Annotated in this window: 15 protein-coding genes; 2 read left to right on the top strand and 13 right to left on the bottom strand. The window is 62.2% G+C overall.

Annotated features, from left to right (window positions below; all coding sequences use genetic code 11):
• Positions 1–769 precede the first annotated feature (769 nt).
• The 7 genes from D0B32_RS13645 to D0B32_RS13615 form a co-directional block, all read right to left on the bottom strand.
• Positions 770–2,059 carry a dienelactone hydrolase family protein gene (locus D0B32_RS13645; RefSeq protein WP_117334508.1) on the bottom strand — a complete coding sequence of 430 codons (1,290 nt, stop codon included), beginning with the start codon at positions 2,057–2,059 and terminating at the stop codon, positions 770–772.
• A gap of 619 nt (positions 2,060–2,678) precedes the next feature.
• Entirely contained in the window at positions 2,679–3,137 is a 459-nt protein-coding gene (locus tag D0B32_RS13640) for a YchJ family protein (RefSeq protein WP_117334848.1), read from the bottom strand.
• A gap of 5 nt (positions 3,138–3,142) precedes the next feature.
• A complete protein-coding gene (locus D0B32_RS13635; protein WP_117334507.1) occupies positions 3,143–3,820 on the bottom strand; it encodes an SDR family oxidoreductase in 678 nt (225 codons plus the stop codon).
• An 89-nt stretch (positions 3,821–3,909) separates the two neighbouring features.
• Positions 3,910–5,115 (bottom strand): acetyl-CoA C-acetyltransferase, encoded by a 1,206-nt coding sequence (locus D0B32_RS13630; RefSeq protein ID WP_117334506.1) that lies wholly within the window; start codon positions 5,113–5,115, stop codon positions 3,910–3,912.
• Positions 5,108–5,884, bottom strand: coding sequence for a carbonate dehydratase (can, locus tag D0B32_RS13625; protein ID WP_117334505.1), 777 nt, complete (start codon positions 5,882–5,884; stop codon positions 5,108–5,110). Before can ends, D0B32_RS13630 begins: the two co-directional genes overlap by 8 nt.
• An 83-nt stretch (positions 5,885–5,967) precedes the next feature.
• Entirely contained in the window at positions 5,968–7,800 is a 1,833-nt protein-coding gene (gene aceK / locus D0B32_RS13620; protein ID WP_117334504.1) for a bifunctional isocitrate dehydrogenase kinase/phosphatase, read from the bottom strand.
• A gap of 17 nt (positions 7,801–7,817) precedes the next feature.
• Positions 7,818–8,258, bottom strand: a complete 441-nt coding sequence (locus D0B32_RS13615) for a MerR family DNA-binding transcriptional regulator (protein WP_117334503.1) — start codon at positions 8,256–8,258, stop codon at positions 7,818–7,820.
• Between the two features lie 145 nt (positions 8,259–8,403).
• Here D0B32_RS13615 and D0B32_RS13610 point away from each other — a divergent pair, with 145 nt between their 5' ends.
• Positions 8,404–9,474, top strand: a complete 1,071-nt coding sequence (locus D0B32_RS13610) for an MBL fold metallo-hydrolase (RefSeq protein WP_117334502.1) — start codon at positions 8,404–8,406, stop codon at positions 9,472–9,474.
• Positions 9,475–9,490: 16 nt separating this feature from the next.
• Here D0B32_RS13610 and D0B32_RS13605 read toward each other — a convergent pair whose 3' ends face one another.
• The 5 genes from D0B32_RS13605 to argS form a co-directional block, all read right to left on the bottom strand.
• On the bottom strand, positions 9,491–11,110 hold the full coding sequence (locus D0B32_RS13605) for an ABC transporter substrate-binding protein (RefSeq protein WP_117334501.1): 1,620 nt from the start codon (positions 11,108–11,110) through the stop codon (positions 9,491–9,493).
• Positions 11,111–11,348: 238 nt separating this feature from the next.
• A complete protein-coding gene (locus D0B32_RS13600; RefSeq protein WP_117334500.1) occupies positions 11,349–12,119 on the bottom strand; it encodes an SDR family oxidoreductase in 771 nt (256 codons plus the stop codon).
• A gap of 16 nt (positions 12,120–12,135) precedes the next feature.
• Complete coding sequence (locus tag D0B32_RS13595) at positions 12,136–12,774, bottom strand: thiol:disulfide interchange protein DsbA/DsbL (RefSeq protein WP_117334499.1); 639 nt, start codon at positions 12,772–12,774, stop codon at positions 12,136–12,138.
• Positions 12,775–12,926: 152 nt separating this feature from the next.
• Complete coding sequence (locus D0B32_RS13590; protein ID WP_117334498.1) at positions 12,927–13,691, bottom strand: SPOR domain-containing protein; 765 nt, start codon at positions 13,689–13,691, stop codon at positions 12,927–12,929.
• A gap of 79 nt (positions 13,692–13,770) precedes the next feature.
• Positions 13,771–15,561: an arginine--tRNA ligase gene (gene argS / locus D0B32_RS13585; RefSeq protein WP_117334497.1), complete on the bottom strand. Its 1,791-nt coding sequence runs from the start codon at positions 15,559–15,561 to the stop codon at positions 13,771–13,773.
• A gap of 295 nt (positions 15,562–15,856) precedes the next feature.
• On the opposite strand from argS, the gene D0B32_RS13580 reads away from it, so the two are divergent.
• On the top strand, positions 15,857–16,183 hold the full coding sequence (locus D0B32_RS13580) for a DUF1840 domain-containing protein (RefSeq protein ID WP_117334496.1): 327 nt from the start codon (positions 15,857–15,859) through the stop codon (positions 16,181–16,183).
• A 278-nt stretch (positions 16,184–16,461) separates the two neighbouring features.
• Here the strand turns inward: D0B32_RS13580 and D0B32_RS13575 are convergent, their stop codons facing one another.
• Positions 16,462–16,644, bottom strand: coding sequence for an acid-shock protein (locus tag D0B32_RS13575; RefSeq protein WP_117334495.1), 183 nt, complete (start codon positions 16,642–16,644; stop codon positions 16,462–16,464).
• Between the last annotated feature and the right edge of the window lie 69 nt (positions 16,645–16,713).

The following is a 16,713-nucleotide window of genomic DNA, read 5'->3' as shown; positions in this document are numbered from 1 at the left end:
TGGTGAAGGGTTCAGATGAGGGGAGATGACGGCGGCAAAGTGAGCTGGCTTTACTGGAAAAATCTTTGAGTTGGTCGTTTGTTTTTGGGTTTTTTCTGGTTTTGTTGGTCTTTCCTTGTTTACTTGGTGGTCTGGTTGCTTTTTTGTGGCTTGTTTCTGGGCGTTGGCCTTTCCTTGATTTCTTATTGATTTATTTGCGTTGCCCCTGTGCGGGGCGGCACCTACTTTTCTTTGCCTGCCGCAAAGAAAAGTAGGCAAAAGAAAGCGGCTCACACCGCCAGCCAGTAGGTGTCTCCCTCGCCGCGATCGCGGCATTGGTCCGAGACGAGATGAGCTCTCGCACAACTCGCCTTAGTGACCAGGCAGTCATCCGTTCCAGCGTTGCGCTGCGCGCCCCGCCGAAGGGCATAACTGGCGCGGTCTGCTGAATAACACGGAATCCTAGACATTTTCGCCTGAGCGACTACCGGATTTCCCGAGCGGACCGATCCGCGACGCACGAAGTGCGAAGTGGGATGAATGACTGCTGTGCCACGAGCGGGGAGAGTGCGAAGGAGGGTCTTGTCTCGGACCAATGCCGCGAGAGCGGCGAGGTGGACACCTACGAGCTAGCGGTGTGAGCCCGCTTTCTTTGCTTACTTTCTTTGCGGCGGCAAAGAAAGTGAGTGCCGCCCCGCACAGGGGCAACACAAGCAAACCAATAAGAAATCAAGGAAAGGCCAAAGCCCAAAAAACCCAGAGCCATCAGCAAGACAAAAAAACCAAACCATCACCGACTAGCCAACGCCCCCTTATCCCCACCGGCGGAGCCAACAACAGCAGCAGCACCAGCAGCACCCGCAGAAGCAGTCTGCGACCCACCATCACTCCATACAACAGAATCATTCACCGCATACAACCTGCAAGGATCGGAACTCTGCTTCTGGCAATTCGCCACAGCAACCGACATCGGATCATCCCCACCTTCAGCCCACGACCAGGCCCCCGAGTCCGATACGGCAAAAGCCCGGCTAGGATACTGATGCAGGAAATTCCGATACCCAGCGCGCCCCGCGTCATCGACGAAAGGCACCGCCGTCACCGCATCCAGCGCAGCAAAGCCACTCGCCTTGGGCGGCGCCGGATCCTCGACCCGGTACTGCACACCCGTCGGCATCCCGACGCGTGCAAGGAATGCTTCCACCGCCGGCCACCAGACTCGCACGCCATCGCGGTCGCCCACCAGCCGGTGCGCGTCGTTCTTGTAGACGCCAAAGTCCACCATCTTCGCGTTCGCGCCGTGCGCTGCGTAAGCGGCGTACATGTTCGCAACCAGCGGAGCCGACCAGATCGAATCGTTATCGCCATACAGCCACAACGACGGAACACTCGTCTTCGCGCCGTACGAATCGAACGCATGGATCAGGTTGCCCTGCCAGTCCGTACACGCGTCCTGCCGCAAGCCACCGGAGAAATTGATCAGCGCGCGTACACCCGGGTTGGCTTCCACGCCGTAGGCAATCGTCGCGAGGCCGCCGTGCGAGGTGCCGGCGACGACAATGTGCTGCGCATCCACATACGACTGCTTCGACATGAAGTCGACGGTCGCGGCGACATCCGCCGCCTGGTCGAGACCGTTGGTCGCCACGTCGCAACCATCCTGCCGGTACGTGCCGCCCGATTGCGCGAAACCTTCGCGGTTCGGCGCCACCACCACATAGCCGCGTCGTACGAACTCGCGCGCAAACGGCAGCGGTTCGCTGCGCGATTGCGCACGCGGGTCGCCCGGCATCTTGCCGTGATTGAAGACGATCATCGGAAACGGACCAGGGCCATCCGGCTTGTACACGGTCGTTTCGAGTGTGATGGAACCGGCTGCATCCACGGGAACGCGGATGACGGTTTCGTTGAGACGGGCGGCGGGGAGGTAGGCGTCGTCGTCCAAAGCAATGGGCGCGGCGGCGCGGCTCAGGGGGCCACCCTGTGTGTCGGCGAGTGGGTCGGCTTGCGCGAATGAAACGGCACAGGCCGTCCACGCACACACCATCATTCCTGCCGTCAAAAACTTTCTGCAACCCATGCGCTGCACCCGCCCTGAAGTACGTCCTTAAAACCTATGCCGCCCACGGCTCTTCGTTGCTCGCTGACAGTTGCCTTTCGGTCAGATTGGAAGCAACAAAAAGACACTCGCGTATGTAGCGCGCCTGGCGCACGCACGCGAATCGAGATCGCACGGGATGACCAACAACCTTGGCCGACGCGACCCCACGCGCCGAAGATGAGCAACACACGGTGTCCTTCGAAGCTGTCGCCGAAACTCGTACCGTGAAGGTTCCGGCGAGGCTTCCGGACATCTATGCGGGGACGGTTTAGACCGCACCCTCACAACGTGTCGCTACAAAACCTACAGGCCGATCCTGGCACGACAATTTGTGGTTGTGCAATTAAGGAGAACCCGCGACCAAAAAAATTCGGTGTGCTCGACGCCTCGAGGTCGCGTCGAATCCTTGAGGCACGCCGCTGCGGCAGGTGAAAGGAACAATTGACCGATGTGGTACCCGGCCAACAAATCATGCATCGGTGATTGAGGGGCACATGTGCGTGCGTGTCACATGACACGAAAGCCTGCGTAGTCCTTACAGTCCCTTACTCTGCAACGCGCAGCAGGCTCGCTTCATTCAGGGCTTTTTTGCGGGGCCTTACGTCTCGTCGACATCACCGTCGACATAGCGCCAGCGGCCGTCGTCATCGCGCACGAAGCGGCTCGTTTCGTGTAACCGATGCGCGCGTCCGCCGACCTTGAAACGTGCGACGAATTCGACTTCAGCATGCGTCGCGTCGTGTTCTGCGAAGCGCTTGATCTGCAGGCCGAGCCAGCGGGGTGCATCGGGTGCGTCAGGGGCGGCGTCGAGATCCGCAGGGCACGTATGGGGCGCCCACGTCGCGCGCAGGTAGGCGGTCTCACCGAGCACATAGGCGCTGTAACGCGAGCGCATCAGTTCGAGTGCACGAGGTGCGTACTCGCCGCCGTCGATGAAGGGTCCGCAGCACATTGCATAGGCGGGCGGTTTCGCACCGCTGCGTAGATTCGGCGCGGCGCCGCCACAGGGACACGTCAGGGGGCGCGATTGTTGTGTTGGCGATCGTTGCGCAGTCAAGTGATTCACCAGTCGAGAGACGTGCCGTCGTATTGATAGAAGCGGCCATTGAACGCTTCATGCGAAGCGGCCGCCTGGGCGAGCACTTCGCGCATGCCGGTCACGCTGCGTTCAGGATCGATCGCGGCCTGTGCGCCACCCATGTCGGTGCGAACCCAGCCGGGATGCAGCGCGACGCAGGCCGCATGTCGCGTTTGCAGCGAGGTAATCTTGATCGCATCGTTGAGCGCCGCCTTGCTCACGCGATACAGCCAACCCGTGGTGCCGGTTGCATCGGCGATGCTGCCCATGCGGCTCGACAGCACGGCCAGCACGCCGCGCGCATCTTCGACGAGCGGCAGCAGGACCGGAATCAATTGCATCGGACCGCGCACATTGGTCACCATCACTGCGTCGAAGTCTTCGGCGGTGACGGTCTCGACGCTGTCGGTGCGCGGGCCGTACACGCCCGATACGAGGATCGCGGCGTCGAGCCGTTCACCATCGAGTTTCCAGCCGAACGCGGCGATCTCCGCAGGCTCGGTGACATCGAGAGAAAAGGTTTCGGCACCGAGGGCGGCCAGCGCGGCCAGCGATTCGTCGTCACGCGCGGTGGCCAGCACACGCCAGCCAGCACGCTTGTACTGATGCACGAACTCGCGGCCAATGCCGCGCGACGCGCCCACGATCAATACGGTTTTCATTGGCTTTACCTCACTATCCTTGCTGTGCGCCGGGCAGGGTGCACCGGCGTCCGCGTATGCCAACGCGCCGACGCACACATTGTCATGCGCTACACCAGTTCGATACCCATAGCAGTAGCTTCGCCTCCGCCAATGCAGAGCGTCGCCACGCCGCGCTTCAGACCGCGCTGCTTCAGCGCGCCAATCAACGTGACGAGAATGCGCGCGCCCGACGCGCCGATTGGATGACCGAGCGCGCACGCGCCGCCGTTCACGTTGACCTTGTCGTGGGGCAGCTTGTGTTCCTTCATCGCGGCCATCGTGACCACGGCGAACGCTTCGTTGATCTCATACAGATCCACTTCGTCGGCACGCCAGCCGTTCTTCTCGAACAGCTTGCGAATCGCGCCAACCGGTGCGGTCGTAAACTTTGCCGGCTCCTGCGCGAAGGTCGAGTGCCCGACGACACGTGCAAGCGGCTCCACACCCAGGCGGCGCGCGGTCGACTCGCGCATCATCACGAGCGCGGCGGCGCCATCGGAAATGGACGAGGCGTTCGCGGCCGTCACCGTGCCGGTTTTGCTGAACGCGGGTTTGAGCGACGCGATCTTCTCGAGGTTCGCCTTGAACGGCTGCTCGTCGCGCTCGATGGTCACGTCACCCTTGCGGCTCTCCACGGTGACGGGTGCAATTTCCCAAGCAAACGATCCGTCTTCGTTAGCACGCTTGGCGCGCTTCAGTGATTCGATGGCAAAGGCGTCCTGCGCATCACGCGTGAAGTCGAACGAGGCGGCGCATTCTTCGGCGAAGTGGCCCATCAAACGACCCTTGTCGTAGGCATCTTCCAGTCCGTCGTAGAACATGTGATCGATCACCTGACCGTGGCCCATGCGCATGCCGCCGCGTGCCTTCGGCAACAGGTAGGGCGCGTTGGTCATACTTTCCATGCCGCCCGCGACGATCACGTCCACCGAACCGGCGGCGAGCATGTCGTGCGCGAACATGGCCGCGCGCATGCCGGAGCCGCACATCTTGTTCACGGTCGTGCTGCCGGTGGCAAGCGGCAGGCCCGCGCCGAGCGCCGCCTGACGCGCGGGCGCCTGGCCAAGCCCGGCGGGCAGCACGCAACCCATCACCACTTCGTCGATTTGCGCCGGCTGCAAGCCTGCGCGTTCAACGGCGGCTGCAATCGCCTTTGCCCCGAGTTGCGGCGCGGTGAGCGCCGCGAAATCGCCCTGAAACGCCGCCATCGGCGTGCGGGCGGCTGACACGATCACGACCGGATCGCTCTGTGTGTTGTGTTTCGTCTCACTCATGTTTTAGCTCCTTGATGACACCTTCGACGACAGCCGGCACGTCGCCGAGCTTCGCTGCATCGGCAGCGATGACGTCGTTGTCTGCTTGATGCACGCCGCCCGCCGTCACGGCGGCGACGCAGCGTTGATACGACTCATCCAGCGCATCGGGCTGGTTGATCGACATGCCCAGATTGCGAACCTTGCCGTCATGCACGCCATACGCCCAGCCATGCACAGTTACGTCCTGACCGCGTGCCCACGCATCGTTGAGGATCGTGGTGCGGCATACATTGACGACCTGCTCGATCGTATTCAGTTCCACCAGACGGCGGTGACGTGCTTCACCAAGCGGCCATGCTTCGAGCAGCGCCGCGTGTTTGGTGCGCACGTCCTGCACGTGATGCAGCCAGTTATCGGCAAGCCCGACGCGCCGGCCATGCAGCGCCGCGGCTACACCCGAGCAGCCGTAATGGCCGACCACCATGATGTGCTTGACCTTCAGCAGGTCGACAGCGAACTGGATCACCGACAGGCAGTTCAGATCGGTATGCACCACGACGTTGGCGATGTTCCGATGCACGAACACTTCGCCCGGCGGCAGGCCGATGATCTGATTGGCCGGCACGCGCGAGTCCGAGCAACCAATCCACAGATACTCGGGTGTCTGCTGATGAGCGAGCCGCGAGAAATACTCGGGATCTTCGGCCAGTTTGCGGGTCACCCACTTGTCGTTGTTCTCGAACAGGTGAGCGAGCGGATTGGCTTGAGGTGATGCGGATGAGTTCATGATGCTCGATGGGGTTGTCTCGACCGCAGGACCGGTCGGTTTCGTTATCAGGGGAGCGGGCGTTTAGCGATATCCATGGTCGTTCACGCCGTGCTGCGTAGGGTGGCTTCGCTGGTGGCCTCGACTGCGGCATCGTCACCGAGAGCCGCGAAACGCTCCGGATAGCGGATGCAAAAACGTGCCTTCATGTCATAGGGAAAGAAATCCGGCAGTTCGCCCTTCAGCAGATGTTCTTTGTGACGCTGCCACAACGCGGGTTCGAAAAAATCTGCATGGTGCTGCATGAAAGCGCGCCGTACTCGCGTATCGCCGAGCAGAAAAGTGCCATACGTCTCGGGGAAAATGTCGTGCGGACCCACGGAATACCAGGGCTCGCCTGACATCTCGTCTTCCTCGTTACGCGGCGGCGGCACGGCACGCACGACGCAATCGGTCAGATACTCGATTTCGTCGTAGTCGTAGAACACCACGCGGCCATGTCGCGTCACACCGAAGTTCTTATAAAGCATGTCGCCGGGGAAGATGTTCGCCTGCATCAACTCTTTCACCGCATTGCCGTATTCCTTGATGCCGTGGTCGACATCTTCGTCGCTGCCGTTTTGCAGGAACAGGTTCAAGGGCACCATGCGCCGCTCGATGTACAGATGGCGGATCACGAGATTGTCGCCCTCGTATTCGAGCATCGACGGCACTTCCTTCTGCAGTTCGCGCAGCAGCGTATCGTCGAGCCGCGCGAGCGGCAGCGCCACGCTGGAATATTCAAGCGTGTCGGCCATGCGGCCCAGACGGTCGTGTCGTTTGACGAGCTGATACTTGCCCTGAATCTTCGCGCGCGTGGTTTCCTTCGGCGGCGGGAAGTTGTCCTTGATCAGCTTGAACGCGTACGGGAACGACGGCAGCGTGAACACTAGCATCACGAGACCTTTGATGCCGGGCGCGATGACGAACTGATCGCTGGAGTGCGACAGGTGATGCAGCAGATCGCGGTAAAACAGATTCTTGCCCTGCTTCTGCAAACCTAGCGACGTATAGATTTCTGCTTTCGGTTTGCCCGGCATGATGGTGCCGAGAAACTGCACGTAAGCGGACGGCACTTCCATGTCCACGAGGAAATACGAGTGCGCGAAGCTGAAAATGATGAGCAGCGCGTCACGTTCGAGCAGCACGGTGTCGAGGGCGAGCAGTCCTGGCGCCACGTGACGCACGGGCACCGCGAACGGCAGCAGCGCGTCACCGTTGATGATCCGCCCCACGATATACGCGGACTTGTTGCGAAAGAACAGCGACGACAGCACGTGAATCTGGAAGTTGGCCGCTTCGCTGAAGGCGCCGAACGCATCGTGGATGGCTTGCATCACGCAGCGTACGTCACGCGCCAAATCCTCGAACGGCGTCTCCAGCTGGAAGTTCGTGACGATGCGTTCGAGCGTCGCCGCGAGGCCGTCCTTGGCCGGATAGTACGCACGGTAAGTCGGCTTGGCGGCGGGCTCGTCGTTCTCGATGTACTCGGTCGAGATGGCCGGCCGCACGAAAATAAAATCGTTATTGAAGTACGAGCGGTGCAGGATCTTGCAGCACACCGAGTTGAAAAACGTCTCGGCGCATTCCGGCTGACGGTGCGTGGTAAGCAGGCCAATGAAGTGCAGCTTGATCTGCTGCCAGACTTCGTTGTCGATATTCTCGGCGTCGTATTCATCCTCAAGCAGTTCGACGCACTCTTCAACCCGTTCGTCGTACGAAGTAATTCTTTCCCTGGCGAGCCGTTGCAGACCGTGCCAGTCGCCGGCTTCGAACAGCGTCTTCGCGGCAATCGCGGCGTCGCGAAAGATGCGGTAGTGCCGGTTGAAGCCGTCGAGCATGGTCTCGGCGACATCAAAGCCGATTTGCGACGACAGCAGTTTGGGAAAGTGATTCATCGCGGCCGGGCATCCGCTCAGTGCGCCGACGTCTGCGCTGAAGCATGGCCTGACGCGTCCGCTTGCTCGGCGCGCCCACCGGCATCGAGCAGGGCACGCGCTTCGGACTCGTATTGCGCCAGATCGTCGAGCGTGGCGTTCAGGTCTTCGCGTTGACGCTCCAACACCTCGCGATGCCGCGCCACAGTGGCAAGGAACGCGTGCAACTGCGGCACGGTGTCAGTGGGCGACTCGTACAGGTCGAGCAGGTCGCGGATTTCCGACAGCGTAAAGCCGAGGCGTTTGCCACGCAGCGTGAGCTTCAGCCGGGTGCGGTCGCGGCCTGAATAAACGCGCCGCAGCCCACCCGATCCCTCGCGGCGTGGTGAGAGTAAACCCTGGTCTTCATAGAAGCGGATTGCGCGCGGCGTGACGTCGAATTCACGCGCGAGCTCGGTGATGGTGTATTGCGTGTTCATCGGGACATCCGGTGGCCGGGCAGAAAAGCGGATTGGACGATAGAATCGACGTTTACGTTATCGTCAACTTGAGCAATACGCAACCAGCGCGCATCCACGGCGGCGCGACGACCGGCGCGACGCCACGGCCGCAGGAAACCTGACCATGAACGCACTCGAACATCAACTGAACTACCCCTTCAGCGACACTCTGCCGGAACCCGGCCACGCCTTCGAAGTTTCACCTGGTGCGTTCTGGCTGCGCATGCCGCTCCCGTTCGCGCTGGACCACATCAACCTGTGGCTGCTGCGCGATGAGATCGACGGTCAGCAGGGGTGGACCGTGGTCGATTGTGGCATCACGTCGGACGCCATCAAGGAAAACTGGGAGCACGTGTTCGACACGGTGCTGGACGGTCTGCCGGTGTTGCGCGTGATCGTCACGCATTGCCATCCGGATCACATCGGGCTCGCGCACTGGCTGTGCGCCGGCGGCGACAAAAAGCGCTGGGACGTGCGGCTGTGGACCACCCTCGGCGAATACATGCAGGCGCGCGTGATGGCCGCTGGTGATGGATCGAACGCGGGCGGTGAAGGCGCCGCACGCCATTTCGCGCGTCACGGTCTGACGGATGAAGCGTCCCTGGACAAGCTGCGCAACCGCCAGAGCTACTACGCGACCCTGGTGCCCGCATTGCCGGCGCAATACCGGCGTTTGCGCGAGGGCGATACGGTTGCGATTGGCGGCAGGACGTGGCGCGTGGTGACGGGTTTTGGTCACTCGCCGGAACACTGCGCGCTGCATAACGAAGCTGACGGCGTGCTGATCTCCGGCGACATGGTGCTGCCGCGCATCTCGACCAACGTGTCGGTGTTCGACATGGAGCCGGAAGGTAATCCGCTCGCGCTATATCTGGAATCGCTCGGCCGCTACGAGACGATGGCGGAAGACACGCTGGTGCTGCCTTCGCACGGCAAGCCGTTTCGCGGCGTGCGTACCCGCATTCTGCAACTACGCGAGCATCACGATGCGCGGCTCGCCGAAGTGCGCGACGCGTGTGCCGAGAAACCGCGCAGCGCGGCGGATATCGTGCCGCTCATGTTCAAGCGGCAACTCGATATCCATCAGATGACTTTCGCGATGGGCGAGGCGCTCGCCCACCTGCACCTGCTGTGGCTCGCGGGCGCGTTGAAGCGCACCCACGACGCCGACGGCGTGATCCGCTTCGCGCCGTAACTCTGCGCCGTAACGCTTATTTCACCGCCACGCTCGTGAAGTTCTGCCGGCCGAACGGGCTCACGTTGTAGCCGCTCACGCTTTTTTGCGTGATGGCGGCGGCGGTGGGATAACCGAGCGGAATCCACAAGGCTTGATCGTGGATGAGCTGCTGCGCCGCCTGGTAGGTCTTCGCGCGTTTGGCCTGGTCGGGCGTAGCCTTGCCTTCGGCAATCAGCTTGTCGAGATCGGGGTCGCAGAAGCGCGCGAAGTTGATGCCCGAGGTCACGGCATTGCAGCTAAAGAGCGGCGAGAGGAAGTTATCCGGATCGCCGTTGTCACCGGCCCAGCCCATGAATAGCGTGTCGTGCTGGCCGGTTTTGGCTTCCTTGATCAACTCGCCCCATTCAATCACCTTCACGTCGGCCTTCACGCCGATCTTCGCAAAGTCAGCCTGTAGCAGTTCCGCGCCGGCCTTGGGGTTCGGATTCAGCACGCTGCCAGTGGGACGCACCCAGATGGTGGTGGAGAAGCCATTCGGAAAGCCCGCGTTGGCCAGCAGTTGTTTTGCCTTCGCCGGGTCATACGGCCACGGCATGACCGACTTGTCGTAACTCCACGTATTCGGCGGGAACGGATTCACGGCGGGCGTCGCGGTATTGTCGAACACGGTCTTCAGATACGTCGTGCGATCGAACGCCATGTTCAGCGCGGCGCGCACCTTCTGATTGTCGAGCGGCTTCTTCTGCGTGTTCAGCGCCACGAACGCGGTCATGAACGCGGGTGTCTGCACCACCGCGAGCGAACTGTTGCCCTTGGCATCCGCCACGTCCTGCGGCTTTGGCGAGAGCGCAATCTGGCATTCGTCCGTCTTCACCTTCTGCGCGCGCACGGTAGCATCCGGCGTGATGGCGTAGATCAGGCGGTCCACCTTCGGCTTGGGTCCCCAGTACGTCGGATTCACGTCGTAGCGGATCACGGCGTCTTTCGTATAGCTCTTCAGCATGAACGGGCCCGTGCCGATCGGCTTGGCGTTCAGATCCAGTTGCTTGCCGGCCTTGAGCAATTGATCGGCGTATTCGGCCGAATAGATCGACGCGAAGCCCATCGTCAGAATCGAGACGAAGGTCGCGTCCGGCTGGTTCAGCTCGAACTTGACCGTATTGGCATCCACCTTCGAGACCGACTTGATGAGCTTGGGCAGACCCATTGATTGCGCGTGCGGGAAGCCGCTCGGCCCCGTCACCTTGTGCCACGGGTTGCTGTCGTCGAGCATGCGGGTGAAGGTGAAGACGACGTCGTCGGCATTCAGCGTGCGCGTGGGCTTGAAGTAATCGGTGCTCTGGAACTGCACGTTGGGGCGCAGGTGGAACGTGTAGGTGAGGCCATCGGCGCTCACGTCCCAGCTTTGCGCGAGCGCCGGCACGACCTTTTTCGCCGACTCGTCGTACGCGACCAGCGAGTTGAAAATCACGTCCGCCGAAGCGTTGGTGGTGACGAGGGAGTTGAACTGAACGACATCGAAGCCGTCGGGGCTCGATTCGGTACACACGGTCAGCGCCTTGGCGAAAGCGGAGGCGGGCGATGTAACGAGCCATGCGGCGAGCAGTGCGGTGAGCAGGCTGGCGTTGGCGGTGCCGGGCAGTGTGAAGCGCATAGGATCTCCCATAACAGGCGCGGTCAGGCAGTTCGTCTTGCAGGGACGGCGGCCCGCGCGGACCACCCGCTTGATTGTGATACGTTTGCGGCGCCCGCGCAGAGTCAGGCCACGTGTCGCCGCCAAGCCGCAAGCTTATCGAAGGGGGGAGATGCCGACAACCAACGAATCGGCATATTCACAGGGTGATGGGGATGGCGGCTTGCGTTGCACTGCGAGCACGCTTGCATTTACGATGCTAGTCGGCGGCGCGCGGTTTGCGCGGCGCCCGTTCGAACACGCGGTCATAGACCCAGCGCGGCAGCACGTGCAGCAGCGCGGCCGCGACACGCATCTGCCACGGATAGATCGCAAACGAAGCCTTGCGCGCGATCGCATCTGCGACCTTGGCGGCGAAGCGGTCGGCATCCATCAGAAACGGCATGGGATACGGATTGTGCTCGGTCATCGGCGTGCGGATGTAGCCAGGCGCTATGGTCACCACGTCGACGCCCTTGGGCCGCATCTCGACCCGCAGCGCTTCCAGATACTTGAAGGCGGCCGCCTTAGAGGCGCTGTAGGCACCCGAGCCAGGCAGACCACGCACGCCGGCCACGCTCGCCACACCCACCAGCGAGCCCTTGCGCGCCGCCATCATGGCAGCGGCGAACGGTTCGAAGGTGGCGACCATGCCGTAGTAGTTGACGTCCATCACTTCGCGGAAGGTCCGCAGATCGCCGTGACCGGTGACCGCGCCGCGGCTTATGCCCGCGTTGGCGATCACGATGTCGGGGCAGCCGTGTTGCGCGATGAACTGCTCGGCCGCGTTGGCGAGCGCTTCGGCGTCGCGGACGTCTACCGGGTAGATGGAGATGGGATGCTGGGGATGGGACTGCTGGAAGCCGGCAAGGGCGTCGCCGCGACGGGCAACGAGGCCGAGAATCGCGCCGCGCCGCGCATATTCGGCGGCGAGCGCGAGGCCAATGCCACTGGATGCGCCGGTAATGAAAACCTTCAAACGTGTGCTCATTCCGGCGCTCCGCGCGTTACATCTTCTTCGCGCGGATCTGGGCGACGAGGTAATCGAGCACCTGGAGCGTGCCCGGCAGGCTGTTGGTCGCCGCCGGACCGGTTTCATACTTGCCCTGCACAGCGAGCGTGGGCACGCCGTCGATCTTGTAGTCGTCCAGCAGTTTCTTGTCGCGCTGAATCGCGCTTTGGGTGGAGAACGAGTTGTACGCGTCCATGTACTTCTTCGGATCCACGCCGTTCTTGGCGAGGAATTTGGCCTGGTCTTCCGGCGTCAGCAGGTAGTTCTTGTTGACGTGGATTTCGTTGAAGACCTTGGGCGTGAGCTGCTGGGCGAGACCCAATGCGTCGAGCGCGTGGTACATCTTCGAATGCGGGATGAAGTCGTCGCGGAAGGCCACCGGCACGCGCTTGAACACCACGTCCGGGCCCTGCTTCTTGATCCACGCTTCGAGGTACGGGTCGAACTCGTTGCAGTGCGGGCAGCCGTACCAGAAGAATTCCGTGACTTCGATCTTGCCGGCGGGTTCGTCTACCGGTTGTGCCGGCGACAGCACCGTGTAGTCCTTGCCCGCAACCGGCGCGGTTGGCGACGCGTGAGCGGCGGAGGCAACGAGGCCTAGCGAAAGGAAAAGAATGCTCAGCAGTTTTTTCATGTCTGGGTAACCTGATTAAACGGAATAACGATGCAGCAGTGAGCGCTGTACGAGCGTGGCTGTCACCGTTATGAAGCGTTGGGCGGCAGGCCGTTGCCGTGCGTGAGACCCGCGCCGCGCGCTGAGGTTCAGCGGCGGCGCGTGACGGAAAATTACTGCTTGGTGAAGCGGATCACGGCGGTTTCGACGCCGGCGTCGGACAGACGCTGACGGGCGGCGTTCATGTCCTCGAACTTCGCATACGGCCCGATACGCACGCGATAGTACGTGACACCGCCGGCATCGCGCTGCGTGACCTTCGATTCGAAGCCCTGGAAGGCGAGCCGCGCGCGCTGTTGCTCGGCGTCAGCCGACGTCTTGTAGGCACCGACCTGAAGGAAATAGCCGCTGTTGGCGTCAGCGGCAGCCGTGGACGCGTTGGAACCCGGTTTCGCATTCGCAGCCGCGCCTGACGTGGCGGCGGTGCTGCTGGGCGCGCTGATGGCCTGCTGCGGCTTCTTCGCGGGTGCAGACGCACCGTTATCCTGGGCGGGTGCCGGCGCGACTGCCACACCGTTCTGGTTTCCGGCCGGCGGCACTTCGACGATCTCCGGCTCCTGCAGGATGCCCGATGACTGCGTCTGGCCATTGGTCTGCCCCGGCGCGGTGTTCGGCGGCGTGGGCTGGGCGGCCTGCGGCACCGGCTGGCCCGGCGTCTTGCCTTGCAGCGGACGGTTGGGATCGTATTGCGCTTCGCTTGCGCCGTTGTCGGACGCAGCCGGCGGAGCCACCTTCGCGACGAACGGCGTAGGTGCCCGGGTGATATACAGCGCCACCACTACCGCGATTGCCAGGCCGACGATCAGGCCCAGTACGATGCCGAGAAACGTGCCCCCGGTTTGCTTCGACTGCTTCGTTGTGCGGCGTGGTTTTGCCATCGTATGAATCACCTGCGAAAAGAATCCTGGATCGACCGCCGATTATAACGACGGTCGCGTGCGAAGCATGCCGGAGGACTTACATCTTGAAGGGAGCCGAGACACCGATCGTTGCAAGGCCGTTTGCCAGCACCTGGCGCGTAGCGGCGAGCAAAGCAACGCGAGCGTTGCGCGCCCCTTCGTCGTCGACGAGGACGCGTTCGGCCTTGTCATTGTAGAACGAGTGGAATTCCCCGGCGAGGTCGCGCAGATAGAAAGCCACGGCGTGCGGCGCGAGTTCGTCGGCGGCATGTTGCAGCATGTCGGGGAACTCCGCGAGCTTTTGCAGCAGCGCCATCGCACGTTCGCTGGTGAGCAGCGAGACGTCCACCTTCGGCAGAATGGCTTCGTCCGCGTTATAGCGTGTCTTCCATTCGCTGATCACCGAGCAGATGCGCGCGTGCGCGTACTGCACGTAATGCACGGGGTTCTCGTCGTTCTGCTTGAGTGCGAGGTCGATGTCGAAGACGAATTCCGTATCGGCCTTGCGCGAGATCAGGAAGAAGCGCACGGCGTCACGGCCGCGGCGAATCGTGGCTTCGTCCAGCAGATCAGGCGAGGTTTCCGAACCGGGCGTCGCACCACCGGACCACTCGATCAGATCACGCACCGTCACATAGCTGCCGGCGCGTTTCGAGATCTTCACTTCCTGGCCGTCGCGCATCACCGTGACCATCTTGTGCAGGATGTAGTCGGGATAGCCCTTCGGGATGCCGATGCCGAGCCCTTGCAGACCGGCCCGTACGCGCGCGATGGTGCCGTGGTGATCCGAGCCCTGCACGTTGATGACCTTGGTGAAGCCGCGCTGCCACTTGGCGACGTGATAGGCGACGTCCGGCACGAAGTAGGTGTAGGTGCCGTCGGTCTTGCGCATGACGCGGTCTTTGTCGTCGCCGTCGTCGGTGGTGCGCAGCCACAGCGCGCCTTCCTGTTCATAGGTCTTGCCGGCGGCAACGAGTGCCTGCACCGTCTGCTCGACGCGGCCTTCCGAATACAGCGACGACTCCAGATAGTACTGGTCGAACTTCACGCCGAACGCCTGCAGGTCCATGTCCTGCTCGTGACGCAGATAGGCCACGGCGAAGCGGCGGATCGCGTCGAGGTTTTCCACGTTACGTGCGCCGGTGACGGGCTCGCCGTCTTTCGCTGCGACCGTTTCACCGTTCAGATAATCGTGGGCGATGTCCGCGATGTATTCGCCGTTGTAGGCGGATTCGGGCCAGCCCGCGTCGCCCGGCTTGAGACCGCGTGCGCGTGCCTGCGTGGAGACCGCGAGGGTGTGGATCTGCACACCTGCATCGTTGTAGTAGAACTCGCGATGCACGTCGTAACCCTGCGAAGCCAGCACGTTCGAGAGCGCGTCGCCGAGTGCAGCCTGACGACCGTGGCCGACGTGCAGCGGACCGGTGGGGTTGGCCGACACGAACTCCACCAGCACATGCTTGCCGGCGTCGCGTTGCGAGCGGCCGAAGGCTTCCTGTTCGGCGAACACGGAGGCGATCACCGCCTGTTTGGCAGCCGGTGCAAGACGCAGGTTGATGAAGCCGGGACCGGCCACTTCGGCACCTGCCACGAGGCCTGCTGCGTCGGGATGCGCGAGCAGGGCATCGACGATCTGTTGCGCCAGTTGACGCGGATTGGCGCGCAACGGCTTGGCCAGTTGCATGGCGACGTTGCAGGCGACGTCGCCATGCGCGGCCACCTTCGGGCGTTCCAGCGTGATGGTGGGGGTGACGAAAGCCGCTTCGGTGGCGCCTTCGGCAGCCGTGGCGACCTGCTTCACCGCGTCGGCGAACAGTGATTCGAGAGTGTGTTTCTGTGCGGGCAGCATGCTGTGTTGCGAGTCCAGTGAGGCAGTGCGGTGAGACGTGAGCGGCTCGCAAGGTGCGGAGCCGGTCCGTCAAAGGCATGGAAAAAGAGCGGCAGCCAACCCAACCGGGTGCTGTGCCGCGCGGGGCGGCGCGCTTTTCCGTCCAGACGGATTTTAGCAGGTGCTAATATGTCCAATGAGATGCCCAGCAAGGGCCGTGGCCGCCCGCCGTCCGGCGGCGTGCCAACGAATCCGCGCAGACGGTCCTCCCACGGCCTTCGGCGCGTCATTCCAACAAGATGAAAAGGGAACTGTCATGCTGATTACTTTCAAGTGCCGCGCCGCGCCCGACGTGATGATGCTGGAAAATCTGGCGCAATACCTCGTTGGCATCATCGGCAAGCGGCTCGGCGAGCGTGGCGTGATTACCCACGACGAACTCCCCGATGCGATCTCGAAACTGGAATCGGCGATTACCTCGGACAAGCAGGAGCGCGCCGAGCACGAAGGCCACTTCCACGAGCACGAAGAGGGCCATGAGCATCACGAGATTCCGGTTGGACTCGCGCAGCGCGCCTTCCCGTTTCTCGACATGCTGCGTGCCGCGCAGAAGGAAAACGCGGATATCGTGTGGGGTGTCTGATCGAGATTGAGGCGTGCTGGTCAGCGTAGCGCCCTGGTGGCGTGGCAACGCTTGCACGGTCCGCGAGCTGGGACCGCGGCGCGCTGAACGCTAAGTATCGAGCGCCGAATACCGAGCGCCGAACTCCGAACGGCAGTTAAAAAGCAAAAGCCCGCGTATGCGGGCTTTTGCTTTTGAGTCTTTACGTCCTTACGTCTTTGCGTCGTTGCGTCGTTGAGGTCTTTTATGCGGTTGCCTAAACTTGCAACCGGGTTTGTCAATCGACCTGGCTGACCGGCTTACTGGCTGGCGGCAGCCGGCGCGGACGCGCCCTTCTTCATTTTCTGCTTCTTGGGCTTCTTGACGTGCTTCTGGGTGGGCGGCGAGTACGAGCTTTCACGCGTTTCCGACGCCTGGGCAAAGGCTGCTGAAGCAGCGACCGCGAGCGAAAGTCCAACCAAACCTAACGTCAGCTTCTTCATACGATTTTCTCCGTTGACGGTTGCAAGTAGATGAGCCGACGCGTTTTTTGGCCCGCGTCTGGCAGGTCA

Source organism: Paraburkholderia sp. DHOC27 (genome assembly GCF_003429005.1).
Lineage (GTDB): Bacteria > Pseudomonadota > Gammaproteobacteria > Burkholderiales > Burkholderiaceae > Paraburkholderia.
The sequence above is the reverse complement of the archived record's forward strand: the minus strand, read 5'-3'. Positions and strand labels throughout refer to the sequence as shown.